This is a genomic window from Pseudomonas mucidolens, assembly GCF_900106045.1.
In the GTDB taxonomy this organism is placed as follows: Bacteria; Pseudomonadota; Gammaproteobacteria; order Pseudomonadales; family Pseudomonadaceae; genus Aquipseudomonas; species Aquipseudomonas mucidolens.
The window spans coordinates 3,671,425-3,695,461 of record NZ_LT629802.1 but is presented as its reverse complement, the minus strand read 5'-3'; the positions used below and the strand labels follow the sequence as shown (position 1 = coordinate 3,695,461).

23 protein-coding genes are annotated in these 24,037 nt (G+C 60.1%); 20 read left to right on the top strand and 3 right to left on the bottom strand.

What is annotated here, in order from left to right; genetic code table 11:
* Window positions 1-139: 139 nt before the first annotated feature.
* The 15 genes from BLU75_RS17065 (at window position 140) to BLU75_RS16995 (ending at window position 15,968) form a co-directional block, all read left to right on the top strand.
* On the top strand, window positions 140-1,762 hold the full coding sequence (locus tag BLU75_RS17065; protein ID WP_084377270.1) for a methyl-accepting chemotaxis protein: 1,623 nt from the start codon (window positions 140-142) through the stop codon (window positions 1,760-1,762).
* Window positions 1,762-2,286 carry a chemotaxis protein CheW gene (locus BLU75_RS17060; RefSeq protein WP_084377268.1) on the top strand — a complete coding sequence of 175 codons (525 nt, stop codon included), beginning with the start codon at window positions 1,762-1,764 and terminating at the stop codon, window positions 2,284-2,286. The genes BLU75_RS17065 and BLU75_RS17060 overlap by 1 nt, the downstream gene beginning before the upstream one ends.
* On the top strand, window positions 2,283-3,560 hold the full coding sequence (locus BLU75_RS17055; RefSeq protein WP_084377266.1) for a CheR family methyltransferase: 1,278 nt from the start codon (window positions 2,283-2,285) through the stop codon (window positions 3,558-3,560). Before BLU75_RS17060 ends, BLU75_RS17055 begins: the two co-directional genes overlap by 4 nt.
* Complete coding sequence (locus BLU75_RS17050; RefSeq protein ID WP_084377264.1) at window positions 3,557-4,249, top strand: chemotaxis protein CheW; 693 nt, start codon at window positions 3,557-3,559, stop codon at window positions 4,247-4,249. Before BLU75_RS17055 ends, BLU75_RS17050 begins: the two co-directional genes overlap by 4 nt.
* A complete protein-coding gene (locus BLU75_RS17045) occupies window positions 4,246-6,525 on the top strand; it encodes a hybrid sensor histidine kinase/response regulator (RefSeq protein ID WP_084377262.1) in 2,280 nt (759 codons plus the stop codon). The genes BLU75_RS17050 and BLU75_RS17045 overlap by 4 nt, the downstream gene beginning before the upstream one ends.
* A complete protein-coding gene (gene cheB / locus BLU75_RS17040) occupies window positions 6,522-7,529 on the top strand; it encodes a chemotaxis response regulator protein-glutamate methylesterase (RefSeq protein WP_084377260.1) in 1,008 nt (335 codons plus the stop codon). Before BLU75_RS17045 ends, cheB begins: the two co-directional genes overlap by 4 nt.
* A 54-nt stretch (window positions 7,530-7,583) precedes the next feature.
* Window positions 7,584-8,585: a diguanylate cyclase domain-containing protein gene (locus BLU75_RS17035; RefSeq protein WP_084377258.1), complete on the top strand. Its 1,002-nt coding sequence runs from the start codon at window positions 7,584-7,586 to the stop codon at window positions 8,583-8,585.
* Window positions 8,586-8,752: 167 nt separating this feature from the next.
* Window positions 8,753-9,848 (top strand): peptide chain release factor 2 gene (gene prfB, locus BLU75_RS17030; protein ID WP_111769971.1). Its coding sequence is split into 2 segments (ribosomal slippage): window positions 8,753-8,824 and window positions 8,826-9,848, totalling 1,095 coding nucleotides; the frame shifts between segments, so codons are not numbered across the junction.
* Window positions 9,849-9,939: 91 nt separating this feature from the next.
* Window positions 9,940-11,442 carry a lysine--tRNA ligase gene (gene lysS, locus BLU75_RS17025; protein WP_084377256.1) on the top strand — a complete coding sequence of 501 codons (1,503 nt, stop codon included), beginning with the start codon at window positions 9,940-9,942 and terminating at the stop codon, window positions 11,440-11,442.
* Window positions 11,443-11,548: 106 nt separating this feature from the next.
* Window positions 11,549-12,265 carry a TetR/AcrR family transcriptional regulator gene (locus BLU75_RS17020; RefSeq protein WP_084377345.1) on the top strand — a complete coding sequence of 239 codons (717 nt, stop codon included), beginning with the start codon at window positions 11,549-11,551 and terminating at the stop codon, window positions 12,263-12,265.
* Between the two features lie 29 nt (window positions 12,266-12,294).
* Window positions 12,295-12,843 (top strand): hypothetical protein, encoded by a 549-nt coding sequence (locus BLU75_RS17015; protein ID WP_084377254.1) that lies wholly within the window; start codon window positions 12,295-12,297, stop codon window positions 12,841-12,843.
* Between the two features lie 21 nt (window positions 12,844-12,864).
* Window positions 12,865-14,142, top strand: a complete 1,278-nt coding sequence (locus BLU75_RS17010) for a flavohemoglobin expression-modulating QEGLA motif protein (RefSeq protein ID WP_084377252.1) — start codon at window positions 12,865-12,867, stop codon at window positions 14,140-14,142.
* A 110-nt stretch (window positions 14,143-14,252) separates the two neighbouring features.
* Window positions 14,253-15,167, top strand: coding sequence for an alpha/beta hydrolase (locus tag BLU75_RS17005; RefSeq protein ID WP_084377250.1), 915 nt, complete (start codon window positions 14,253-14,255; stop codon window positions 15,165-15,167).
* A complete protein-coding gene (locus BLU75_RS17000) occupies window positions 15,164-15,490 on the top strand; it encodes a hypothetical protein (protein WP_084377248.1) in 327 nt (108 codons plus the stop codon). Before BLU75_RS17005 ends, BLU75_RS17000 begins: the two co-directional genes overlap by 4 nt.
* 202 nt (window positions 15,491-15,692) lie before the next feature.
* Complete coding sequence (locus BLU75_RS16995) at window positions 15,693-15,968, top strand: hypothetical protein (protein ID WP_084377246.1); 276 nt, start codon at window positions 15,693-15,695, stop codon at window positions 15,966-15,968.
* Between the two features lie 222 nt (window positions 15,969-16,190).
* On the opposite strand, the gene BLU75_RS16990 is transcribed toward BLU75_RS16995, so the two are convergent.
* From BLU75_RS16990 to BLU75_RS16980, 3 genes are all read right to left on the bottom strand, one after another.
* Complete coding sequence (locus BLU75_RS16990) at window positions 16,191-16,973, bottom strand: OmpA family protein (RefSeq protein ID WP_084377244.1); 783 nt, start codon at window positions 16,971-16,973, stop codon at window positions 16,191-16,193.
* Between the two features lie 54 nt (window positions 16,974-17,027).
* Window positions 17,028-17,453, bottom strand: coding sequence for a DUF4398 domain-containing protein (locus BLU75_RS16985; protein ID WP_084377242.1), 426 nt, complete (start codon window positions 17,451-17,453; stop codon window positions 17,028-17,030).
* A gap of 293 nt (window positions 17,454-17,746) precedes the next feature.
* Entirely contained in the window at window positions 17,747-18,091 is a 345-nt protein-coding gene (locus tag BLU75_RS16980; protein ID WP_084377240.1) for a pilin assembly protein, read from the bottom strand.
* Window positions 18,092-18,317: 226 nt separating this feature from the next.
* On the opposite strand from BLU75_RS16980, the gene ppc reads away from it, so the two are divergent.
* From ppc to BLU75_RS16955, 5 genes are all read left to right on the top strand, one after another.
* A complete protein-coding gene (gene ppc / locus BLU75_RS16975) occupies window positions 18,318-20,963 on the top strand; it encodes a phosphoenolpyruvate carboxylase (protein ID WP_084377238.1) in 2,646 nt (881 codons plus the stop codon).
* Between the two features lie 293 nt (window positions 20,964-21,256).
* Window positions 21,257-21,904 carry an adenylate kinase gene (gene adk / locus BLU75_RS16970; RefSeq protein ID WP_084377236.1) on the top strand — a complete coding sequence of 216 codons (648 nt, stop codon included), beginning with the start codon at window positions 21,257-21,259 and terminating at the stop codon, window positions 21,902-21,904.
* 88 nt (window positions 21,905-21,992) lie between these two features.
* A complete protein-coding gene (gene tsaB / locus BLU75_RS16965; RefSeq protein ID WP_084377234.1) occupies window positions 21,993-22,682 on the top strand; it encodes a tRNA (adenosine(37)-N6)-threonylcarbamoyltransferase complex dimerization subunit type 1 TsaB in 690 nt (229 codons plus the stop codon).
* Window positions 22,683-22,832: 150 nt separating this feature from the next.
* Window positions 22,833-23,159, top strand: coding sequence for a hypothetical protein (locus BLU75_RS16960; RefSeq protein WP_084377232.1), 327 nt, complete (start codon window positions 22,833-22,835; stop codon window positions 23,157-23,159).
* Window positions 23,159-24,019 carry a DUF72 domain-containing protein gene (locus tag BLU75_RS16955; RefSeq protein WP_084377231.1) on the top strand — a complete coding sequence of 287 codons (861 nt, stop codon included), beginning with the start codon at window positions 23,159-23,161 and terminating at the stop codon, window positions 24,017-24,019. The genes BLU75_RS16960 and BLU75_RS16955 overlap by 1 nt, the downstream gene beginning before the upstream one ends.
* Window positions 24,020-24,037 lie beyond the last annotated feature (18 nt).

Below are 24,037 nucleotides of genomic sequence, written 5' to 3'. Positions count from 1 at the left end.
GTTCTCTCGGACACCCCGCATGCGTCATGGCTGCGGGGTGTTTTTGTATCCCTTGAGACGTGCTCCACAAGCCATTGATAAATGATGTTACTGGCTCGGCTATACTCCTCGGCATTTGATCGGCCCTTGAGGAAATACTGTGAAGAACTGGACCTTGCGCCAACGCATTTTGGCGAGCTTTGCGGTCATTATCGCGATCATGCTGCTGATGGTTGTGGTCTCGTATTCACGGTTACTGAAGGTCGAAGTGAATGTGCATGCGGTCAAGGACGAAGCGATCCCCGGGATATTTTTCAGTTCGATGATCCGCGGTGCCTGGGTCGACAGCTACCAGAAAACCCAGGCGTTGGTCGGCTTTCGACAAGGTCAGGGCATTTCCGATGCCGACCGCGAAGACTACAAATCTTTCGAGGCGCGCCTTGATCAGCACGTTGCCAGCTACGTACAGACCATCAGCCAGGACCGCGATCAAACCCAGTTCAAGGCCTTTGAAAGCCTGCGCCAGGACTACAACAAGGTGCTCACCCAAGTCCTCGCGCTGCATGAAGCCGACAGAGACGCCGAGGCGCGTAAAGTCTTCAGCGAACAACTGACGCCGACCTGGTCCGCGGGACGCACCAAGCTCAACGGAATTATCAGCGAAGACAAACAGGTGGCGGATAAGGCCGCGACGGCTATCGACGATGCGGTTATAGCCGCAGAGATAAACATGGGCGTTTCGCTGATTCTGGCAGTCCTTGCTGCGGGCCTGTGTGGCCTGTTGCTGATGCGAGCGATCATGGCGCCGATGAAACGTATCGTCGATATCCTGGAGTCCATGCGTACGGGCGACCTGAGCAAGCGCCTGAATCTGGACCGCAAGGATGAGTTTGGCGCGGTCGAAACCGGCTTCAACGACATGATGAGCGAACTCACCGCGTTGGTTTCCCAGGCCCAGCGTTCGTCGGTCCAGGTCACTACCTCGGTGACCGAGATCGCGGCAACTTCCAAGCAGCAGCAGGCTACCGCCACCGAAACGGCGGCGACGACCACCGAAATCGGGGCCACTTCCCGCGAAATCGCTGCCACTTCCAAGGATCTGGTGCGCACCATGACCGAAGTTTCCACGGCTGCCGATCAGGCGTCGGTGGCCGCCGGTTCCGGTCAGCAAGGCCTGGCCCGCATGGAAGAAACCATGCACTCGGTGATGGGCGCTGCGGATCTGGTGAATGCCAAGCTGGCGATCCTCAATGAGAAAGCCGGCAACATCAACCAAGTGGTGGTGACCATCGTCAAGGTCGCTGACCAGACCAACCTGTTGTCACTCAACGCGGCGATCGAGGCGGAGAAAGCCGGGGAATACGGACGCGGGTTTGCCGTGGTCGCGACCGAAGTGCGCCGTCTCGCGGATCAGACCGCCGTGGCGACCTACGACATCGAACAGATGGTCCGTGAAATCCAGTCGGCGGTGTCGGCGGGCGTGATGGGCATGGACAAGTTCTCGGAAGAAGTGCGCCGTGGCATGTTCGAAGTGCAGCAAGTGGGCGAACAGCTGTCGCAGATCATCCATCAGGTCCAGGCCCTGGCGCCTCGGGTGCTGATGGTCAACGAAGGCATGCAGGCCCAGGCCACCGGCGCCGAGCAGATCAACCATGCGCTGGTGCAATTGGGGGATGCCAGCAGCCAGACCGTGGAATCCCTGCGCCAGGCCAGCTTTGCCATTGATGAATTGAGCCAGGTTGCGGTAGGTCTGCGCAGCGGCGTGTCGCGTTTCAAAGTCTGATGAGCGAGTTAGCGGCTAGACGTGGTGCCGTTACGACCGCGAAAAAGGCACTGTTCCTGATGTTCCGCATCGGCCACGAGCGCTATGCCCTCAAGGCCACGGAAGTGGCCGAGGTGCTGCCGCGCCTGCCTTTGAAACCGATCGCCCATGCTCCCGCCTGGGTGGCCGGGATCTTTGCGCATCGCGGTGTCATGGTGCCGGTCATCGATCTCAGTGCGCTGGCCTTTGGCGCGTTGGCCCAGGCTCGCACCAGCACGCGGTTGGTGCTGGTCAACTACCAGCCGGAACCTTCGCAAGAGTCCCGCTGGCTCGGGCTGGTTCTCGAGCAGGCGACTGACACCCTGCGCTGCGATCCCGCGGATTTCCAACCCTACGGACTGGACAATCGCCAGGCGCCTTATCTGGGGCCGGTGCGCGAAGATGAACAGGGCTTGATGCAGTGGATCGGTGTCGCCGATCTGCTGACGGCAGACGTGCGCGCCATGCTCTTTGCGCCCGGCCTGATAGCTGGGGAGGCGCAATGAGCAGTGACCAACGCTTCTTCGATTTCCTTAAACTACGCATCGGCCTTGACGTTGCATCGGTCGGCGCAGCCATCATCGAACGTGCCGTGCGCCAGCGCAGCCAGGCATTGCAAGGACTGAGCGCCGATCAATACTGGCAGCGCCTGCAAACCAGCGCTGACGAGCAGCAAGCATTGATCGAGGCGGTGATCGTTCCCGAGACCTGGTTTTTCCGCTATCCCGAGTCCTTTGCTACCCTGGCCCGGCTGGCGGTCGCGCGCCTGGCCGAGATCAAGCACCTGTGCGCCCTGCGTATCCTCAGCCTGCCGTGTTCGACGGGAGAGGAACCCTATTCCATCGCCATGGCTTTGCTCGATGCCGGTCTGGCTCCGCACCAGTTCAAGGTCCAGGGCATGGACGTCAGTCCGTTGTCGGTAGAGCGCGCGCGGCGCGGGGTGTATGGCAAGAACTCGTTTCGTGGTCAGGACATCGGGTACCGCGAGCGGCATTTCAGTGCTCAGGATGACGGCTACCGGATTGCCGACCGGGTACGTGAGCAAGTGTTCCTGCAAGTCGGCAATCTGCTGGATCCGCAATTGCTGGCCAATGAGCCGACCTATGACTTTGTGTTTTGCCGCAACCTGTTGATCTATTTCGACCAGGCGACCCAGAAACAGGTGTTCGAGGTGCTTAAAGGCCTGACCCATGTCGAGGGTGTGCTCTTTATCGGCCCGGCCGAAGGCAGCCTGCTGGGCCGCTTGGGCATGCGCTCGATTGGTGTAGCGCAATCCTTCGCCTTCAGTCGTCACGCCGAGGTCGCACCAGCGCCTGTACCCGAACCGCTCTTTGCACCGCTACCGACGCCGGTGTTGCGCCGGAGCGCAGCGCCTGTTGCCGAGAGACCCCGGCCTTTCAGTACCTCGATCGCGCCGGTGGTGCCGATCAGGCCCGCGCCCGTGCAGTCGGACGCGGGCGCCTTGCTCGGGCAGATCGCCATGTTGGCCAACGAAGGCAAAAGCCTTGAGGCGCGTGCCGCCTGCGAACATTACTTGCAGAGTCATCCGCCATCGGCACAGGTGTTCTATTGGCTGGGCCTGCTCAGTGACGTGGCCGGCAGCTCCCTGGAAGCCCAGGGTTATTATCGAAAAGCCTTGTACCTGGAGCCCCAGCATCAGCAGACCTTGCTGCACCTGGCTACGCTGCTGGAGTCCCAGGGTGATACCGCGGGGGCCCGTCGCTTGCAAGCACGTGCCGCCCGCAGCGAGCGAGCCGCTGACAGTGAGCGTGAACGATGAGTAGCTCTGACGCCATGGACACAGGCCTGACGCTGACCGATACCCAGGCGATCGACGACTGCTGGAACCGTATCGGCATCCACGGTGATAAATCCTGCCCGTTGCTGGTCGAGCATATTCACTGTCGCAACTGCTCGGTGTATTCCGCCGCCGCCACCCGTCTGCTGGATCGCTATGCCTTGCAGCAGGAAGATCGGCATGACATGACGCCGGTAGAGGCGCAGACAGATGTGGTCACCCGTTCGTTGTTGATGTTCCGCCTGGGCGAGGAATGGCTGGGCATTGCCACCCGTTGCCTGGTGGAAGTCGCACCGTTGCAGCCGATCCATTCCTTGCCCCACCAGCGTTCTCGCGCATTGCTTGGCGTCGCGAATGTACGGGGTGCGTTGGTGGCTTGCCTGTCCCTGGTGGAATTACTTGGATTGGACAGTACGGTCAGCGGTGCGAGTGGCGCACGGATCATGCCGCGAATGCTGATTATTGCGGCGCAGGACGGCCCGGTGGTGGTGCCGGTGGATGAAGTGGACGGCATCCACGCCATTGATGAACGCGACTTGAAGGCCGCTTCGGCCTCCGGCACCCAGGCCAGCGCCCGCTACACCCAGGGTGTATTGCAATTCAAAGGTCGCAGCCTGCGCTGGCTGGACGAGGTCCAACTGTTGTCCGCCGTGACTCGGAGCCTCACATGACCCCCGACCAGATGCGCGATGCCTCGCTGCTGGAACTGTTCAGCCTGGAAGCCGACACCCAGACCCAGGTGCTCAGCGCTGGTCTGCTGGCGCTGGAGCGCAATCCGACCCAGGCCGACCAGCTCGAAGCCTGTATGCGCGCCGCTCATTCCCTCAAGGGCGCGGCGCGGATTGTCGGCGTGGATGCTGGCGTCAGCGTCGCCCACGTCATGGAAGATTGTCTGGTCAGCGCCCAGGAACGCCGGCTCTACCTGCAGCCCGAACATATCGACGCACTGTTGCAAGGCACCGACTTGCTCATGCGTATTGCCACGCCGGGGAATACCGTCGGCCCCGCGGATATCGAATCCTACGTGGCCTTGATGGAGCAGTTGCTCGACCCGTCGCAACCTGCCGCGAAGGTGCCAGCAGTGACACCGATTCCGCAGCCAATCCCCACGCTGGAGGAACCGTTGGCGCTGTCGCCAGAGACCAGCGCATCGGTCAGCAGTGATGTGCCGCCACAGAACAAACGCATGATCGAAGGTGGCGAGCGGGTACTGCGGGTCACGGCCGAACGCCTGAACAGTCTGTTGGACCTGTCCAGCAAATCTTTGGTTGAAACCCAGCGTCTCAAGCCTTATCTGGCCAGCCTGCAACGCCTCAAGCGTGTGCAAAGCAACAGCGCCCGCGCCCTGGACAACCTGGACGGCCAGCTCAAGAGCCTCAACCTGAGCCTGGAAGCGCAGGAAGCGCTGGCCGACACCCGGCGCTTGCTGAGCGAGGCCCAGTTGTTACTGGCGGAAAAGACCGCCGAGCTTGACGAGTTCGGCTGGCACGCCGGACAACGCGCACAAGTACTCTATGACACCGCGCTGGCCTGTCGCATGCGCCCGTTTGCCGATGTGCTGACCGGGCAGGTGCGGATGGTCCGCGATCTTGGGCGCAGCCTGGGCAAGCAGGTGCGCCTGGAAATCGAAGGCGAAAAGACCCAGGTCGATCGCGACGTGTTGGAGAAGCTTGAAGCGCCACTGACCCATTTATTGCGCAATGCCGTCGACCACGGCATTGAAATGCCTGAACAGCGTCTACTGGCGGGTAAACCGGCCGAAGGCGTGATTCGCCTGCGCGCATCCCACCAGGCCGGTCTGCTGGTGCTGGAGTTGAGCGACGACGGCAATGGCGTCGATCTAGATCGGTTGCGCGGCGCGATTGTCGATCGCAATCTGTCGCCGCTGGAAACCGCCTTGCGCCTGAGCGAGGAAGAACTTCTGACGTTCCTGTTCCTGCCGGGCTTCAGCCTGCGCGATAAAGTCACGCAAGTCTCCGGGCGCGGTGTGGGACTGGACGCGGTGCAGCACATGGTCCGCCAGTTGCGCGGCGCAGTGGTGCTGGAGCAAACGGCGGGGCAGGGCAGTCGGTTCCATCTGGAAGTACCGCTGACCCTGTCGGTGGTGCGCAGCCTGGTGGTGGAAGTGGGCGAAGAGGCCTATGCCTTTCCCTTGGCGCACATCGAACGCATGTGTGCACTGGCGCCCGACGAAATCGTGCAGTTGGAAGGGCGTCAGCATTTCTGGCACGAGGGCCGTCACGTCGGTCTGGTGGCGGCCCACCAATTGCTGCAGCGCCCAGCCGGACAAGCCAGCGATGACACCCTCAAAGTGGTGGTCATCCGTGAGCGGGACGTGGTGTACGGCATTGCGGTAGAGCGCTTCATTGGCGAGCGCACACTGGTGGTGCTGCCGCTGGATGAGCGCTTGGGCAAGGTTCAGGACATCTCCGCCGGCGCGCTGCTGGATGATGGTTCGGTGGTGTTGATTGTAGATGCCGAGGACATGCTGCGCTCGGTGGACAAACTGCTCAATACCGGGCGCCTGGAACGTATCGCCCGACGTGCCCAGCAAACCGCCGAAGTGGCACGCAAGCGGATTCTGGTGGTGGATGACTCGCTTACCGTGCGCGAATTGCAGCGCAAGCTATTACTTAACCGTGGGTATGACGTAGCGGTCGCCGTCGATGGCATGGATGGTTGGAATGCCTTGCGTTCGGAAGACTTCGATCTGCTGATTACCGACATTGATATGCCTCGCATGGACGGTATTGAATTGGTCACACTGTTGCGTCGTGATACTCGCCTGCAGTCGCTGCCGGTGATGGTGGTGTCCTACAAGGATCGCGAGGAAGATCGGCGCCGGGGCCTGGATGCCGGTGCCGATTACTATCTGGCCAAGGCCAGTTTCCATGATGACGCCTTGCTGGATGCGGTGGTCGAGTTGATCGGAGGCGCCAGGGTATGAGGATTGCCATCGTCAATGACATGCCGCTGGCGGTCGAGGCCCTGCGTCGGGCGTTGAGTCTTGCGCCGGCCCATGAACTGGTCTGGGTTGCTACCAACGGTCTGGAGGCGGTGCAGCGCTGTGCTGAACTGACTCCGGACCTGATCCTGATGGACCTGATCATGCCGGTGATGGATGGCGTGGAGGCCGCTCGACAAATCATGGCCGAAACACCCTGCGCTATCGTCATCGTTACAGTGGATCGACAGCAGAACGTCAGCCGCGTGTTCGAAGCCATGGGGCATGGCGCGCTGGACGTGGTGGATACACCGGCGCTGGGCGTTGGCGATCCGAAAGATGCAGCGGCGCCATTGTTGCGCAAGATCCTCAACATTGGCTGGCTGATTGGCCAGCGCGGCAGCCAGGTGCGTTCGGAACCACCGCCCCAGCGGGCTACGGGCAAACGTCAGAGACTGCTCGCCATTGGTTCTTCGGCGGGCGGCCCGGCAGCGCTGGAAATCCTGCTCAAGGGTTTACCCCGGGACTTCCCGGTGGCCATTGTGCTGGTGCAACACGTAGACCAGGTATTCGCCGCCGGTATGGCCGAGTGGTTGAGCAGCGCCTCGGGCCTGCCAGTGCGCCTGGCCCGTCAGGGCGAGCCACCGCAAAGCGGCGTGGTGCTGCTGGCGGGCACCAATCATCATATCCGGCTGCTGAAGAACGGCACGCTGGCCTATACGGCGGAACCGGTGAACGAAATTTACCGGCCGTCCATCGACGTGTTTTTCGAAAGCGTCGCCCTCCATTGGAATGGCGATGCCGTTGGCGTCTTGCTGACCGGCATGGGACGTGATGGCGCCCAAGGACTCAAATTGATGCGTCAGCAGGGCTATCTGACCATCGCTCAGGATCAGGCGAGCTCTGCGGTGTATGGCATGCCCAAAGCGGCGGCGGCCATCGATGCCGCTGTTGAAATTCGCCCATTGGACAGAATTGCGCCACGATTGCTGGAGGTATTCGCATAATGACCGATACCGCTCGCTGTCCTGGCTTGCAGATAGTGATTCAGGTGACCGCAAATGAATGATTTACAGCTCGACGACTTCAAGACCGACGAAAACGCCGCCATGGTGTTGCTGGTCGACGACCAGGCGATGATCGGCGAAGCCGTGCGGCGAGGTCTGGCCCTGGAGGACAATATCGACTTTCACTTTTGCGCCGACCCGCACCAGGCGATTGCCCAGGCGGTCCGCATCAAGCCGACGGTGATTCTCCAGGACCTGGTGATGCCGGGCCTGGATGGCCTGACCCTGGTGCGCGAATACCGCAACCATCCAGCTACGCAGAATATTCCGATCATTGTCCTTTCCACCAAGGAAGACCCGTTGATCAAAAGTGCGGCCTTTGCCGCCGGCGCCAATGATTACCTGGTGAAACTGCCGGACAACATCGAACTGGTGGCGCGCATTCGCTACCACTCGCGTTCCTACATGACCCTGTTGCAGCGCGATGCGGCCTACCGCGCGCTGCGGGTCAGCCAGCAGCAGTTGCTGGATACCAATCTGGTGCTGCAACGCCTGATGCATTCCGACGGTCTGACCGGGCTGTCCAATCGCCGGCACTTTGATGAGTACCTCGAGCTGGAATGGCGCCGAGCCATGCGCGACCAGCTGCAGTTGTCATTGCTGATGATCGATGTGGATTTCTTCAAGACCTATAACGATACCTTCGGCCACCTCGACGGTGATGAAGCATTGCGCCAAGTGGCGCAGACCATTCGTACCGCCAGCAGCCGTCCATCGGACTTGCCGGCGCGCTACGGCGGGGAAGAGTTTGCCCTGGTGCTGCCCAATACCTCGCAGGGCGGAGCGCGTCTGGTGGCTGAAAAACTGCGCCTGGCCGTCGCGGCGCTGAAAATCCCGCATATCGCTCCGGCCAATGGTTCAAGCCTGACCGTCAGCATCGGCCTGGCGACCCTGACTCCCCAGCAGGGCACCGATTGCCGACAGTTGATCTCGGCGGCGGACAAGGGCTTGTACCTGGCCAAGCACAACGGGCGCAATCAGGTGGGCATTGAGTGATGGAAAACGCTGGTGATCGCGCATGAGAGAGGGCTGTTGAGGCGCGAACGTGACTTTAGCGCCTCGTAGCCGCCGTCGAGCCTTTTCGGCCCAGCGGGCTGCCGTTTTCAGCCGTTTACCGTTATACTCGCCGGCTTTCAAAAGTTCGCCAACGAGTGCTGCCCGCCATGGAAATCAACCCGATCCTTAACAGTATCAAGGACCTGTCCGAGCGCTCCGAAACTATTCGGGGGTATCTTTGACTACGATCAAAAGCATGAGCGTCTGACCGAAGTCAATCGCGAGCTTGAAGATCCGGCTGTCTGGAACAACCCAACCTACGCCCAGGAACTGGGGCGCGAGCGCTCCCTGCTGGCGCAGATCGTGGAAACCCTCGATGAGATGCACTCAGGCCTGGCCGATGCCAGGGACTTGCTGCTGATGTCCGCCGAGGAAGAAGGCCAGGCTGCCGTCGACGACGTGGCCCTCGAGGTCGAGCGCCTGCGTGAATCCCTGGAAAAGCTCGAATTCCGCCGCATGTTCCGCGGTGAGATGGATGCCAATAACGCCTACCTGGACATCCAGGCCGGTTCCGGTGGCACCGAAGCCCAGGACTGGGCCAACATCCTGCTGCGCATGTACCTGCGCTGGGCCGACAAACGCGGGTTCGACGCGACCATCATGGAACTGTCCGCCGGGGACGTCGCCGGGATCAAGGGCGCGACCGTGCATATCAAGGGTGAATACGCCTTTGGCTGGCTGCGTACCGAAATCGGCGTGCACCGTCTGGTGCGCAAGAGCCCATTCGACTCCGGCAACCGTCGCCATACCTCGTTCTCGGCGGTGTTCGTGTCGCCGGAAATCGATGACAACATTGAGATCGACATCAACCCGTCGGACCTGCGTATCGACACCTACCGCTCCTCGGGCGCCGGTGGCCAGCACGTAAACACCACCGACTCGGCCGTACGTATCACCCACGTACCGAGCAACACCGTGGTCAGTTGCCAGAACGAACGGTCCCAGCATGCGAACAAAGACACCGCGATGAAAATGTTGCGGGCGCGTTTGTATGAACAGGAAGTGCAGAAGCGCAACGCCGCTTCCCAGGCGCTGGAAGACACCAAGTCGGATATCGGCTGGGGTCATCAGATTCGTTCCTACGTGCTCGACGCGTCGCGAATCAAGGACCTGCGCACCAACATCGAACGCAGCGACTGCGACAAGGTGCTCGATGGCGACATCGACGAGTACCTGGTGGCCAGCCTCAAACAAGGCTTGTAAGACTGTAGGAGCGGGCGGGACATCCAGTTCTTGCCCGCGCCCCCCAGCCGAAGGCTGGGGGCAACGAACCCGTGATGGAATTTCAAAAGACATGAGCGACCAACAACTCGATCCGCAAGCCCTGCAACAGGAAGAAAACTCCCTGATCGCCCAGCGCAAGGAAAAGCTTGCTGCCGAGCGTGCCAAGGGCAATGCCTTCCCCAACGACTTCCGTCGTGACGCCTACTGTGAAGAGTTGCAGAAACAGTACGCCGACAAGACCAAGGAAGAGCTGGCAGAGGCTGCGATTGCGGTCAAGGTTGCAGGCCGCATCATGCTTAACCGTGGCTCGTTCATGGTGATCCAGGACATGTCCGGTCGTATCCAGGTCTACGTCAATCGCAAGACCTTGCCTGAAGAAACCCTGGCTGCGGTGAAAACCTGGGACCTGGGCGACATTATCGCCGCCGAGGGCACCCTGGCCCGTTCCGGCAAGGGCGACCTGTACGTCGAAATGACCAACGTGCGCCTGCTGACCAAATCCCTGCGTCCGCTGCCCGACAAACATCACGGCCTGTCCGACACCGAACAGCGTTACCGTCAGCGTTACGTTGACCTGATCGTCAACGAAGACGTGCGCCAGACCTTCCGCGTGCGCTCGCAAGTGATTGCACACATCCGCAGTTTCCTGATGAAACGCGACTTCCTGGAAGTAGAAACACCGATGCTGCAGACCATTCCCGGTGGTGCCGCAGCCAAACCGTTCGAAACCCATCACAATGCGCTGGACATGGAAATGTTCCTGCGTATCGCGCCTGAGCTGTATCTCAAGCGTCTGGTGGTTGGCGGTTTTGAAAAGGTCTTCGAGATCAACCGCAACTTCCGCAACGAAGGCGTGTCGACCCGTCACAACCCTGAATTCACCATGTTGGAGTTCTACCAGGCTTACGCCGACTATGAAGACAACATGGACCTGACCGAAGAGCTGTTCCGCGAATTGGCCCAGTTGGTCCTTGGCACTACCGACGTGCCGTACGGCGACAAGGTGTTCCACTTCGGCGAGCCGTTCGTTCGCCTGTCGGTGTTCGATTCGATCCTCAAGTACAACCCCGAGCTGACGGCCGAGGACCTCAACGACATCGACAAGACCCGCGCCATTGCCAAGAAAGCCGGCGCCAAGGTGCTGGGTTTCGAAGGTCTGGGCAAGCTGCAAGTGATGATTTTCGAAGAACTGGTGGAGCACAAGCTGGAACAGCCGCACTTCATTACTCAGTACCCGTTCGAAGTATCGCCGCTGGCCCGCCGTAACGACGAAAACCCGAACGTCACCGACCGTTTCGAACTGTTCATCGGCGGCCGCGAAATCGCCAACGCCTATTCCGAACTTAACGATGCGCAAGACCAGGCCGAGCGTTTCATGGCCCAGGTGGCTGACAAGGATGCGGGCGACGATGAAGCCATGCACTACGACGCCGACTTCGTCCGCGCCCTGGAATACGGCATGCCGCCGACGGCGGGTGAGGGTATCGGCATCGATCGCCTGGTGATGCTGCTGACCAATTCACCGTCGATCCGTGATGTCATCTTGTTCCCGCACATGCGGCCGCAAGCGTAACCGTAGCGAAAGCCGAAGCCGCCTTTTATAAGGCGGCTTTTTTATGGGGCGTACTTCAGCGTCAAGCGAACAGCGCCAGATTTTGATCATTTCAAGGGTGGGTGTCGTGAAGCGCGTAATGGCTCAAGAAGGTGCCGCCGGCATTGCCGCTGCCGTGGCTGAAAGCGTTCAATATCAGGGCCGCAAGGCCAGTCGCCAGGGCAGCGAACAGCGCCGGCAAGAGATTCTCGATGCGGCCATGCGCATTGTCGTGCGCGATGGGGTGCGGGCCGTGCGCCATCGCGCGGTAGCGGCCGAGGCTGGCGTGCCGCTCTCAGCCACCACCTACTACTTCAAGGATATCGATGATCTGCTCACCGATACCTTTGCCCAATACGTTGAGCGTAGCGCGGCTTTCATGGGCAAGTTGTGGGTGCGCAATGAAGGCCTGCTACGGGAAATGGTCGCCTACGGTGATGGCAGTGCCGAATCGCGCTCGCAACTGGCCGATGACATTGCGCGGCTGACCGCCGATTACGTGCTGCGCCAACTGCTTAATCGTCGCGAGTACTTGATGGCCGAGCAGGCGTTTCACCAGGAAGCCCTGTTGAATCCGCGCCTGGCCGAGCTGGTACGTTCCCACCAGCAGATTCTGTTGCAGGGCACCGCGCAGTTTTTCCAGGTATTGGGTTCCCGCGAACCGCAGCAAGATGCCAAAGTGTTGACGGCGATTATCAGTCGGATGGAATATCAGGGCTTGCTGTTCGAACCAGAGTCGCTGACCGGCGAAGAGATGCTTGAGATTCTCAAGCGTTATATGCATTTGGTGCTGGCGTCGGTGTAACCGCCGTTCCCGCAGGAGGTCACCCTTTAATGAAAGCCTGGCGTGTCGTCGTGATCGCGTTGTCGTTCCTGCTGCTCAGCGGCTGTCTGGTGACCTTCAAAGAGCCCTTGCCCACCCGCGAAGCGGCGCCTGATGCCCTGCTCGGCACGTGGGCCAGCAAGAATGCCTGGGGTGAGCCGCTCAACCTGCGGATCAGCGATGCTGGTGGGCAGCGCTACAAAGCCGTGAGCTACCCTGAAGCCAAACCGGGCCAACGTGATGAATACCTGTTCACCGTGTCTCGCCATGGGCGTCGCTGGTATTTGTCGGCGCCAGTGCCCAAGGATTTTGGCGGCCATTTCATATTGGCCGGCTTTGAATTCAGCGAAAAACACGAATTGGTGGTCTACAACCTTGATCTCGAGCAGATCAATCAGGCCGTTGCACAAAAGCTCCTGAGCGCCAGCACCGTGGAGACCGTCGAAGGCGATGGGGTGCTGGTGGACAGCCCCATGGATGCGGTTTTTGCTTATCTGGATGATCCGGCCAACGCCGATGTCTTTGTCGAAGCCGTGCGCTATCAGCGTGTGGGCAAATAACCTTTAGAGAGGAAGCACCGGGTGGACGATTACCAGCAGACGATACGCATATTGTCCGATCGAATCGTGCTGGCACAAACACCGATTCGCGTCCTCGACGCTGTGAAGTGGGATGACAACATTCGCCAGGGATTCCTCAAGGCCAAGGGCAAGGACATGCCAGCCGTGGACCGCGACTATTACCTGAACCGAGCGTTGTCGTTCGATTCAAGCGCGGTAAAGCTGGAGTTCCAGAACATCGAGCGCGATATCACCCGTCAGTTGGGCCAGTTCAACCCGGTCGGGCAGATCATGCGGCGCATGTGCAAGGAGTACCGCATGGTGGTGCGCATGCTGGAAGCACGGGGCGCCGAGGATTTCGGATTGATCTCCCAGGAACTCTACGGCGCCGCGTCCGACGCATTCCATGCCGGTGATCCGACCCTGTCCGACCTGGGACTGATGCTCTCCGATTACCTGAACAACATCGACGGCCGTGGCGATCTCAAGGACGAAGCCAAGACCTTGAGCGCCAAGGAAGCGGTCAGTCTGCTGCAAAGTCGTTTGAACAAGGTGTTCGGAGAGGCCGAGGAAACCATTCGCGTATTTGAGTCAGATGGCATTGTCGCCGACGCGGCGGCCGGGGCTGATTACATCAAGATCCGCGCCGATGCGATGTTCAACGAGCGCGACGTGCGCGCCCTCGAAGTCCATGAAGGACTGGTTCATGTGGGGACGACGCTGAATGGGCAGAACCAGCCGATCTGTACGTTCCTGTCCAAAGGGCCGCCGTCGTCCACGGTGACCCAGGAAGGCCTGGCGATTCTGATGGAGATCATTACGTTTGCCTCTTACCCCAGTCGCCTGCGCAAACTGACCAACCGTACCCGTGCGATCCACATGGTGGAGGAGGGCGCCGACTTCTTGCAGGTATTTGAGTTCTTCCGTGAACAAGGTTTTGAAATGGCCGAAAGCTATGGCAACGCCAGCCGGGTGTTTCGCGGTTCGACGCCGACCGGACTGCCGTTTACCAAGGATTTGTCCTACCTCAAGGGCTTTATCATGGTCTACAACTACATCCAGCTGGCCGTGCGCAAGGGCAAGCTGGAGCAAGTGCCGCTGCTGTTTTGCGGCAAAACGACCCTGGAAGACATGCGTACCTTGCGCCAGTTGGTCGACGAAGGCCTGGTGGTGCCGCCCAAATACTTGCCGGAGCAGTTCCGCGACATGAACGCATTGGCAGCGTGGATGTGTTTCTCCAACTTCCTCAATCACTTGAGCCTGGACCGGATCGAGGCGGATTACTCGAACATCCTTTGACCCGTGCCGCCCTCGCCACAGGGAAACTCGTCAGTTTCTAAAAGTTGTATAGATACCTATGCTCCAAGGGGCGAGTGGTCTGTTCAGGTTTATTCATGAGGTTTCAACGGATGAGAATCCTCGGCATTCTTTGCCTGCTACTGACCTTGGGCGGCTGCAGTTCGCTGCTGTTCTATCCCGAGCCCGGTCTGCCATTCACCCCTGAAAAGGCTGGTTTGCACTACCGCGACGTGACTCTCACCACCGCCGACGGGATCACGCTGCATGCCTGGTGGCTGCCGGCCAAGACCGGCGTGCCGCTCAAGGGCACTGTGCTGCACCTGCACGGCAACGGTGGCAACCTGTCCTGGCATTTGGGCGGAAGTTGGTGGCTGCCGGAACAGGGTTATCAAGTATTGTTGCTGGACTATCGCGGTTATGGCTTATCCGAGGGCAAGCCGTCGCTGCCGGCGATTTACCAGGACCTGGACGCCGCCTTCCGCTGGATCGACCAGGCGCCCGAAACCCAGGGCCAGCCGCTGGTCGTGCTTGGCCAGAGCCTGGGGGGCGCGTTGGCGGTGCATTATCTGGCGGAGCATCCCGAGCGCCAGCAACGTCTCAAGGCGCTGGTGCTGGACGGCGTTCCGGCCAGTTATCGTGATGTGGGGCAATTCGCCTTGAGCACGTCCTGGTTAACATGGCCGTTCCAGGTGCCGTTGTCCTGGCTGGTGCCGGATGCCGACAGTGCGAACAAGGCGATCGGACGAGTCAACGGTGTGCCGAAACTGCTGTTCCACAGCCTGGATGATCCGATCGTGCCCCTTTCCAACGGCATCCGACTGTATCAAGCTGCGCCCCCGCCGAGGGTGCTGCAACTGACCCGAGGTGGTCACGTGCAGACCTTCGCCGACAAGACTTGGCAAACGGTGATGCTGCGCTATCTTGACGACCCGCAGCATTTCAATGGCCTTCGTCGCTTGGGTGAAATTCCCAATTACCCGGCCGTAAAAAAATCCACGACAGCACCCGCAGAGAGCCCGCAATGAGCGAAGAACGCAACATGATCCCCCTGATTCTCACTGGCATCGGCACCATCCTCGGCACCGTGGGTTGCCTGTGGTATTACGGCTACCTGCACTTCGCCAAGCCAGAGGATGCACTGCTGCTCAGCGACTTCACCATGCTCAAGACTGTTCCGGGCGAGGACTATAAAATCTCCCTGACCCCGGCCGCCCAAGTGGCACAGTGCGTCGACGGTGTGCTGGTGATGTTCGATACCGAGCAGAAAGGCCTGAGCGGCGTGCTGGTGAACAACAAGAAGCAAGCGGTTCGGTGCATGGGACAGGAAACCCCGCAGTTGCAGGAATAGACCGACTGTCCCGGCGTGAATCCCCCATGTCCAGGCTTGGTGCCGATGTTTCCTATCGACATGCATACCTTTTCCAGTGGCCGACGTTGGTTGTGCCTGCAGGTAAATACGCAGAGTGGAACCATCACCTGTAGGGCGCCACATAAGCCTTGTCAGCATGGCTGACCGAGATCTTATGAACCGTTAATGCAGGGGAATCACTATGAGTATGGGCGTGAGTGGCATCGGCAACCTGCTGGGTGGCATGGGCAACATTCTGGGCCAGGGGCAACAGGCCGGTTTGCAGCAGCAAGGCCCCAACAATGGGGAAATGCTCAAGAAGCTGCTTGAAATGTTGATGGGCGGTGACGGCGCCCAACGTACGGCTGGCGCAGGCGAGTCGGACATGCAGAAACTGCGGCAAATGATGACCGGACAACAAGGTCTGCAGGCAATGATGCCCGGTCACGACAGTGGTCGTAGCCTGAACTTCGGTTGATATACAACAAAGCCTCCGGCAAAAGGTAGGAGCGAGCTTGCTCGCGAAAAACGTCAACGATAACGCGTGTTTCCTGGATAAACGCGGCGCCGATGAGTTTTTCGCGAGCAAGCTCGCTCCTACAAAAAAGCTATAACTGAACGGCATTGCCGGCAAGGGGAGGCTTTTGGGTAAGCGGCCCCGCCTGGAGAAGGCGGGGCTTTTTCATGCAGCGTCAGTCGATTACTGGACCGAGGAGCGTGGCTTGACCGGCTGGTTGTCGTTGGAGATGGTTACTTCGACGCGGCGGTTCATGGCACGGCCCGATACGCTGGCGTTATCGGCAACCGGATAGGCTTTGCCGTAGCCGGCGGTCACGATGCGGCCTGGGTTAACACCCATCTTGATCAGTGCAACCTGCACCGAGGTCGCACGGCGCTCGGACAGCGTCTGGTTGTAGGCATCGCTGCCGGTGCTGTCGGTGTAACCTTCGACGATCACCTTGCGGTCCGGGTTTTCCTGAAGGAATTGCGCCAGTTTGTTGATGTTGCCCAGGCCGCTGGATTTCAGGTCGGCCTTGTTGGTGGCGAACAGTACGTCACCGAAGGTCACCAGCGTACCGCGCTCGGTCTGCTTGGCGTTCAGGCTGTTTTGCAGTTGCTTGATCTGCGCATCACGGGCTTCCAGCAGGGCGCGAGCGCGCTGGTCACCGGCATTTTTCAGCTTGGCTTCGGACTCGCGCAGGGCGATGGTGTCCTTGGCGACTTCAACGCGCTGGTTGGTCAGGTAAGCCAACTGGTCGACTTTCTTCTCGTCTTCCTTGTCACGGTAGGCCTTTTCGGCTTTATCCAGCCACTCGCCTGCATCCTTGGTTTCCAGGGCGGCGATTTTGGTCGCCTGTGGGTTGGCTTGCAGGGCCGTGTAGTTGGTCCGTGCATTTTCCAGGTTCGCGTTCGGCGGGGTGGAGCAAGCCGCCAGTGCAACGCTCATCGCCAGCAGGGCAGGGATCATCAATTGTTTACGCATAGTGGTATCGTCCTTTCAATTCGATTTCGGGTGCAATGCAATCAGAGGTCGCGCTTACTTCTGCTGGATAGCAGCAGGGCGCATGCCTTCCTGACGCAGCTCCTGAACAGCTTTCTGGGAATCCTTCACCGCCAGTTCAGCCTTGGCAGCCTGGGCTTTACGCTCAGCCACACGAGCGTCCCACTCGGCTTGTTCGGCCAGGCGACGGGCATCTTCGTAATTCTTCTCATGCATGGCCAGTTCGGCTTGCTTGAGCTTGTCCTGGGCCGCTTTCATTTCCACTGCGGCGTATTCGGTACCGCCGGCGCTCACGGCGCTGTTCACAGCCGATTGAGTCACGGCGTACTGTTCGGTCGGCGGATTGCCGGCGCAGCCAGCCAGAACGAAGCTGGTGCCGATAGCCAGCGCGGCCAATTTGAGCCCGCGCAGGTGGTTAAACGAGGATTTGGCAGTGCTGGTTTTCATCGTCTTCAACTCCATTGGATAATTCCTGAAAAAACATCAGATCCATCATCGGTGGTCAACGTTTGCGGTTCTGGCGGCAATGCTCAGAAAGCTTTTTCAAACGGCTGTTCCACTGATGGCGTACTGGCTGTGACCTGAGGCTTTTTTGAATAGTTCAGCAAAGATGGCGATTTGCCTGAAAATAAATCCTGAAGAAATCTGACCGAATGGTTAGCGTATCAGCGCTGGTATTTTTGTAGGACGAACCCGTATCCCGGGCCTTGAACAGGCCCGGAAACCGGGAGGCAAGGGGCTTCAGCGGATGTTTATCAGTGTTTCTGCTCATCGGGAACAGAGGCCAGGTCATGCAGGTAACGGCGCGAAAGCGACAGGAACCTTGGGGTAGGGCCTACATCCTCATACAAGGGATCACCCTCTTCATCAGTGGCCACCACGTGCTTGCCCTTGATGTAAGGAAAGCTCGCTTCCAGTTCTTCGAGGGCCGCACCAATCAGTTCACCGAGCAGTTCCTCGGGGTGGCGCTTGGGGTACATCTCGCTGAGCGCCGCCAATCTTGCGGCGGCCTCCATGTCCAAATGGATGGCATATTCGGTTTTGGTCAAGCGACCCTTGGCGTTTTCTTCCCAATGTTGGGCCAGTTCTCGGATTTTCATGGCAACCTCAGTAAAGCCCACGATTGGCGGGCGGTGATGAGTGACCTGTGGCAAGGGGCATGTCCCCGTTGGCCGCGCCGGGAATTGTTTTGCAGTCCCGGTACTGTTGAGACTAGCTGCAAGCCTCAAGGTTTAAAGTCGATTGCACGGGTCCTTGTCAGACGCGGGCGGCGACGGCACTCTTATGGATCGAGGCGCCCCCGGATTTCTGGCTGGAGATTGGCTGATGAGCGATATCGATGCACGCTTGCGTGAAGATGTTCACCTGTTGGGTGAATTGTTGGGCAACACGATTCGAGAGCAGTATGGCGACGATTTTCTTGAGAAGATCGAGCAGATTCGCAAAGGCGCCAAAGCCGATCGGCGTGGCGCGGCTTCGGATCAGGCAGCCGGCGAAAAACTCAGTGCCAGCCTCAATCAATTGCAAGAGGACGAGCTGCTGCCGGTGGCACGAGCTTTCAACCAGTTCCTCAATTTGGCCAACATTGCCGAGCAATATCAACTGATCCACCGCCGCGACGAGTCCCGGCCGGAGCCGTTCGAGGCGCGGGTGCTGCCGCAATTGTTGGCGCGATTGCAGCGTGAAGGTCACAGCGGTGAATCCCTGGCCCGGCAACTGGCGCGCCTGGATATCGAATTGGTCCTCACCGCTCACCCGACTGAAGTTGCGCGGCGTACGCTGATCCAGAAATATGATGCGATTGCCGCGCAGTTGGCCCTGCAGGATCACCGCGACTTGACCGGCGCCGAGCGCGAGCAGATTCGCCAGCGTCTGCAACGATTGATCGCCGAAGCCTGGCACACCGAAGAAATCCGACGTACCCGACCGACGCCGGTGGACGAAGCCAAGTGGGGCTTTGCGGTGATCGAGCACTCGTTGTGGCACGCGATCCCGAATTACCTGCGCAAGGCCGATCAGGCCTTGCACGCCGCCACCGGCCTGCGCTTGCCACTGGAAGCGGCGCCGATCCGCTTTGCTTCGTGGATGGGTGGCGACCGCGACGGCAACCCCAATGTCACCGCCCCGGTGACCCGCGAAGTGTTGCTGTTGGCGCGCTGGATGGCCGCCGACCTGTATTTGCGTGATATCGACCACCTGGCGTCCGAACTGTCGATGCAACGCGCCAGCCCTGAGTTGCTGGCCAAGGTCGGTGACAGCGTCGAACCTTACCGGGCGTTGCTCAAGCAACTGCGCGAACGCCTGCGTGCTATGCGCAACTGGGCGCACGCGTCCTTGACCGCCAGCACCCCGGCATCCGCCGAAGTACTGCAAAACAATCGCGACCTGCTGGAGCCGCTGGAGCTGTGCTACCAATCCCTGCACGCGTGCGGGATGGGGGTGATTGCCGACGGTCCCTTGCTCGACTGCCTGCGCCGCGCGGTGACGTTTGGCCTGTTTCTGGTGCGTCTGGATGTGCGTCAGGATTCCAGTCGGCATTCGGCGGCCATGACCGAAATTACCGACTACCTGGGTCTGGGTCGTTATGAAGACTGGGACGAGGACGCGCGCATCACCTTCCTGATGCGTGAGCTGGCCAATCGTCGCCCGTTGCTGCCAGGTTACTTCAAGCCCTCGACCGACACCGCGGAAGTGCTGAACACCTGCAAGGAAATTGCCGCGGCGCCAGCGGCATCCCTCGGTTCCTACGTCATTTCCATGGCCGGCGCAGCGTCCGATGTGTTGGCGGTGCAACTGTTGCTCAAGGAGTCCGGCGTGCAGCGGCCGATGCGCGTGGTGCCGTTGTTCGAGACCTTGGCCGACCTCGACAATGCCGGTCCGGTGATCGAGCGTCTGTTGTTGCTGCCGGGCTATCGCTCGCGGTTACAGGGACCGCAGGAAGTGATGATCGGCTATTCGGATTCGGCCAAGGATGCGGGCACCACGGCGGCCGCCTGGGCGCAATACCGCGCCCAGGAACGGCTGGTGGAGATCTGTCGCGAGCAACAAGTGGAACTGCTGTTGTTTCATGGTCGTGGGGGCACTGTCGGGCGCGGCGGCGGCCCGGCCCACGCGGCGATTCTGTCGCAACCTCCGGGGTCGGTGGCCGGGCGTTTCCGCACCACCGAACAAGGTGAAATGATCCGCTTCAAGTTCGGCTTGCCGGGCATTGCCGAACAAAACCTCAATCTATATCTGGCGGCGGTACTGGAGGCAACCTTGCTGCCGCCGCCACCTCCACAGCCGGCATGGCGCAACTTGATGGATGAGCTGGCGGCGGATGGTGTCAGTGCTTACCGTGCGGTGGTGCGGGAAAATCCGCAGTTCGTCGAGTACTTCCGCCAGTCCACGCCAGAACAGGAACTGGGCCGTCTGCCCTTGGGCAGTCGCCCGGCCAAGCGGCGTGCCGGTGGAATCGAGAGCTTGCGCGCGATTCCATGGATCTTCGGTTGGACCCAGACCCGCTTGATGCTGCCTGCGTGGTTGGGCTGGGAAGCGGCCCTGAGCAAAGCTCTGGAGCGCGGCGAAGGTGAGGTCCTGGCACAGATGCGCGAGCAATGGCCGTTCTTCCGTACTCGTATCGATATGCTGGAAATGGTCCTGGCCAAGGCGGATGCCGATTTGGCCCGGCTGTATGATGAGCGTCTGGTGCAGGATGATCTGCGGCCATTGGGCGCGCACTTACGCGACCTATTGTCGCAGGCCTGCGATGTAGTGCTTGGCTTGACCGGCCAGTCGCAGTTGCTCGCCCACAGTCCCGACACTCTGGAGTTCATCCGTCTGCGTAACACCTACCTCGACCCGTTGCACCTGTTGCAGGCTGAACTCTTGGCCCGTTCCCGCAAACGGGAGGCGGCACAGGACAGCCCTCTGGAACAGGCGCTGCTGGTGTCCGTGGCCGGAATCGCCGCGGGGTTGCGTAACACTGGCTGACATTTTTGGCGTGTTCTCAAGGGCTTGCAGATAAAACCGCCGGCTGACCCGAATCGAGGGCGCCGGCGCTTTTGTGTCGGGGTTGCACCAAGGGGTACCTCGACTAAAAGGCTTGCCCGGCGCGGGTTCTTCCGACTTTCGGCGGCTTGTATGGTTAGGGTCTGCTGTGTATCTTGATCAGCCTTTGGCCGTTTGGGCGGCCTGGACCCGTATTTTTACGAGCATATTTTACGAGATTGGCCCCATGCGGCGAATCCGAGCGTCATCTCTATAAAAAATTGAGGAGCACATCGATGCGCGTCATTCTGCTGGGAGCTCCCGGGGCCGGTAAAGGTACTCAGGCAAAGTTCATCACTGAAAAGTTCGGCATTCCACAAATCTCCACCGGCGACATGCTGCGTGCGGCTGTCAAGGCTGGCACCGAGTTGGGCCTGGTCGCCAAGAGCGTGATGGACAGCGGCGGCCTGGTCTCCGACGACCTGATCATCAACCTGGTCAAGGAACGCATCAGCCAGGCCGATTGCGCCAACGGTTTCCTCTTCGACGGTTTCCCACGCACCATTCCCCAGGCTGAAGCCCTGGTGAAGGCTGGCGTAGAGTTGGACCATGTGCTCGAAATTGCCGTTGAAGACGAAGAAATCGTCCAGCGCATTGCCGGTCGCCGTGTTCACGAAGCCTCGGGCCGCGTCTACCACATCGTCTATAACCCGCCGAAAGTCGAAGGCAAGGACGACGCGACCGGCGACAGCCTGGTACAGCGCAAGGACGACACTGAGGAAACCGTGCGTCATCGCCTGTCGGTCTACCATTCCCAGACCAAGCCGCTGGTGGATTTCTACCAGAAACTGTCGGCTGCCCAAGGCAAGCCGAAGTACAGCCACATCGCTGGCGTCGGTTCGGTCGAAGCCATCACCGCCAAGGTGTTGGAAGCGTTGAACTGATCAAACGATTGGCTTGACGTTCAACGGCCCGCTTGCGGGCCGTTGTTGTTTATACTGGCGCACTTTTTCAATTTGGACGCACACACCGATGAGCACCTTGCTGGCCCTGGACACCGCGACTGAAGCTTGCTCCGTTGCCTTGCTGCACGATGGCAAGGTAACGAGCCACTACGAGGTGATCCCGCGCCTGCACGCGCAAAAGTTGCTGCCGATGATCAAGCAGTTGTTGATCGATGCGGGCACGACGTTATCGGCGGTGGACGCGATCGCCTTTGGCCGTGGGCCTGGCGCGTTCACCGGTGTGCGAATTGCCATCGGTGTGGTGCAAGGGCTGGCCTTTGCGTTGGAGCGGCCGGTATTGCCTGTGTCCAACCTGGCGGTGCTGGCCCAGCGGGCGTTGCGTGAACACGGTGTACAACAGGTCGCGGCCGCCATTGATGCGCGGATGGATGAAGTCTATTGGGGCTGCTACCGGGAAACTGCCGGGGAAATGCGTCTGGTGGGTGTGGAAGCGGTCCAGCCGCCGGAAATGGCGGCCTTGCCGGACGACGCCCATGGCGACTGGTTTGGCGCGGGTACCGGCTGGGGTTATGCCGAGCGGATCGCCGTGCACCTCAGTGGCCAGGATGCCGCCATGTTGCCCCACGCTGAAGACCTGCTGAACCTGGCGCGTTTTGCCTGGGAGCGGGGCGAAGCAATTCCCGCCGATCAGGCGCAACCGGTGTACCTGCGCGACAAAGTGGCGGCGACCAAAGCTGAGCGCCAGGCTCAAAAGTAACCGCCTGATCGTCGCCAATCACCACCAATCATCAGAAATTTTGCCCGCGTTTAAACCTTTTTGCATTTATGTGTTCTAGTTATCACCAGAGCATTTGCGCGCCATGGAAAGCGCCGCTAAATTGCCATCACTGATACAGAGTCTGCATGTATGCGCATAGACGGCTTTTCATCCCAGTCCTACCCACTCAAGCGTAAGCCGCGCAAGGCGAACGTGACGGTAGACGAGTCCGTCGAAGACTCTCCCGACTTTATTGAAGTCCACGCTGAAACGTCTCCCGGTCCTGCCGTGTCCGCCCGCGCCCAAGGCGCCGGCGCCGGCGGTAGCCGTGTCAGTGGCGTGCCAGCGCGCCAGCAAGATATGGTGTTCCCGCGCTCGGTGAGCAAAAGCGTTGCCACGGCCCTGGCCAGCTACCTGACCACTGCCGGCTTTGTCGAATGGGATATGGAAGTGCTGGGCCTCGATATCCATATCTGATGCTGTTGCCGTACTACCTCGGTTGTCCATCCTGGAGTGAAAACGCCTGGCGCGAGTATCTGTATCCACAGGATGCCCGCGCCAATCAGTTTCTCGGGCTCTATTGCCAAGTCTTCAACGCCGTCGAAGGCAATACCACGTTCTATGCGCGGCCCTCGGTGGCCACCGTGCAACGCTGGGCCGAGATCATGCCCGCGCATTTTCGGTTTACCGCCAAGTTTCCCGGTGATATCAGCCACAGCGCCGACTTGCGCGAGCAGCTACCGGCAGCGGAAAGTTTTCTCGGTTTGATGAGCCCGCTTGGAGCACGGATTTCGCCGCTGTGGTTGCAATTGCCGGCCACTTTTACCCCGCAGCGCCTGGGGGAACTGGCGGGCTTTATCGATGGCGTGGAGTGGCCGCTGGCGGTGGAAGTGCGCCACCGGGGGTTTTTCGACAAAGGCGACGCCGAGCGCATGCTCAATCGCCTGCTGCGTGACCGTGGCGTGGAACGCATCTGCCTTGACCCTCGCGCGTTGTTCAGTTGCACTTCGACATCGCCCGCGGTGCTCCACGCACAATCCAAAAAGCCCCAGGTGCCGCCCCGTCCGGCGGCGTTGACGCAATTTCCCCAGGTGCGTTTTATTGGTCATCCCGAGCTGGAAGCCAATGAGCCATTCCTGACACCCTGGATCGAAAAAGTCGCCGGCTGGATCGAAGAAGGGCGCACCCCTTACGTGTTTTTGCACACCTCCGACAATCGCCTGGCGGCACAGTTGGCCATGCGCTTTCATGAACGACTGATGGTGCGCTTGCCCGGATTACCGACCCTGGCGCAACTGAATCGCGGACCCGCCGTGGAGCAACTGGGGTTACTCTAAAAGGCCTTCTCTTTTCCT

Coding starts and splice junctions, on each gene's coding strand:
- tsaB (WP_084377234.1), top strand. CDS start 21,993: ATGAGCACCTTGCTGGCCCTGGACACCGCGACTGAAGCTTGCTCCGTT.
- BLU75_RS17045 (WP_084377262.1), top strand. CDS start 4,246: ATGACCCCCGACCAGATGCGCGATGCCTCGCTGCTGGAACTGTTCAGC.
- BLU75_RS16960 (WP_084377232.1), top strand. CDS start 22,833: ATGCGCATAGACGGCTTTTCATCCCAGTCCTACCCACTCAAGCGTAAG.
- BLU75_RS16955 (WP_084377231.1), top strand. CDS start 23,159: ATGCTGTTGCCGTACTACCTCGGTTGTCCATCCTGGAGTGAAAACGCC.
- BLU75_RS17005 (WP_084377250.1), top strand. CDS start 14,253: ATGAGAATCCTCGGCATTCTTTGCCTGCTACTGACCTTGGGCGGCTGC.
- BLU75_RS17060 (WP_084377268.1), top strand. CDS start 1,762: ATGAGCGAGTTAGCGGCTAGACGTGGTGCCGTTACGACCGCGAAAAAG.
- adk (WP_084377236.1), top strand. CDS start 21,257: ATGCGCGTCATTCTGCTGGGAGCTCCCGGGGCCGGTAAAGGTACTCAG.
- BLU75_RS17035 (WP_084377258.1), top strand. CDS start 7,584: ATGAATGATTTACAGCTCGACGACTTCAAGACCGACGAAAACGCCGCC.
- BLU75_RS16995 (WP_084377246.1), top strand. CDS start 15,693: ATGAGTATGGGCGTGAGTGGCATCGGCAACCTGCTGGGTGGCATGGGC.
- BLU75_RS16985 (WP_084377242.1), bottom strand. CDS start 17,453: ATGGAGTTGAAGACGATGAAAACCAGCACTGCCAAATCCTCGTTTAAC.
- BLU75_RS17050 (WP_084377264.1), top strand. CDS start 3,557: ATGAGTAGCTCTGACGCCATGGACACAGGCCTGACGCTGACCGATACC.
- cheB (WP_084377260.1), top strand. CDS start 6,522: ATGAGGATTGCCATCGTCAATGACATGCCGCTGGCGGTCGAGGCCCTG.
- ppc (WP_084377238.1), top strand. CDS start 18,318: ATGAGCGATATCGATGCACGCTTGCGTGAAGATGTTCACCTGTTGGGT.
- BLU75_RS17000 (WP_084377248.1), top strand. CDS start 15,164: ATGAGCGAAGAACGCAACATGATCCCCCTGATTCTCACTGGCATCGGC.
- BLU75_RS17055 (WP_084377266.1), top strand. CDS start 2,283: ATGAGCAGTGACCAACGCTTCTTCGATTTCCTTAAACTACGCATCGGC.
- BLU75_RS17015 (WP_084377254.1), top strand. CDS start 12,295: ATGAAAGCCTGGCGTGTCGTCGTGATCGCGTTGTCGTTCCTGCTGCTC.
- lysS (WP_084377256.1), top strand. CDS start 9,940: ATGAGCGACCAACAACTCGATCCGCAAGCCCTGCAACAGGAAGAAAAC.
- BLU75_RS16990 (WP_084377244.1), bottom strand. CDS start 16,973: ATGCGTAAACAATTGATGATCCCTGCCCTGCTGGCGATGAGCGTTGCA.
- BLU75_RS16980 (WP_084377240.1), bottom strand. CDS start 18,091: ATGAAAATCCGAGAACTGGCCCAACATTGGGAAGAAAACGCCAAGGGT.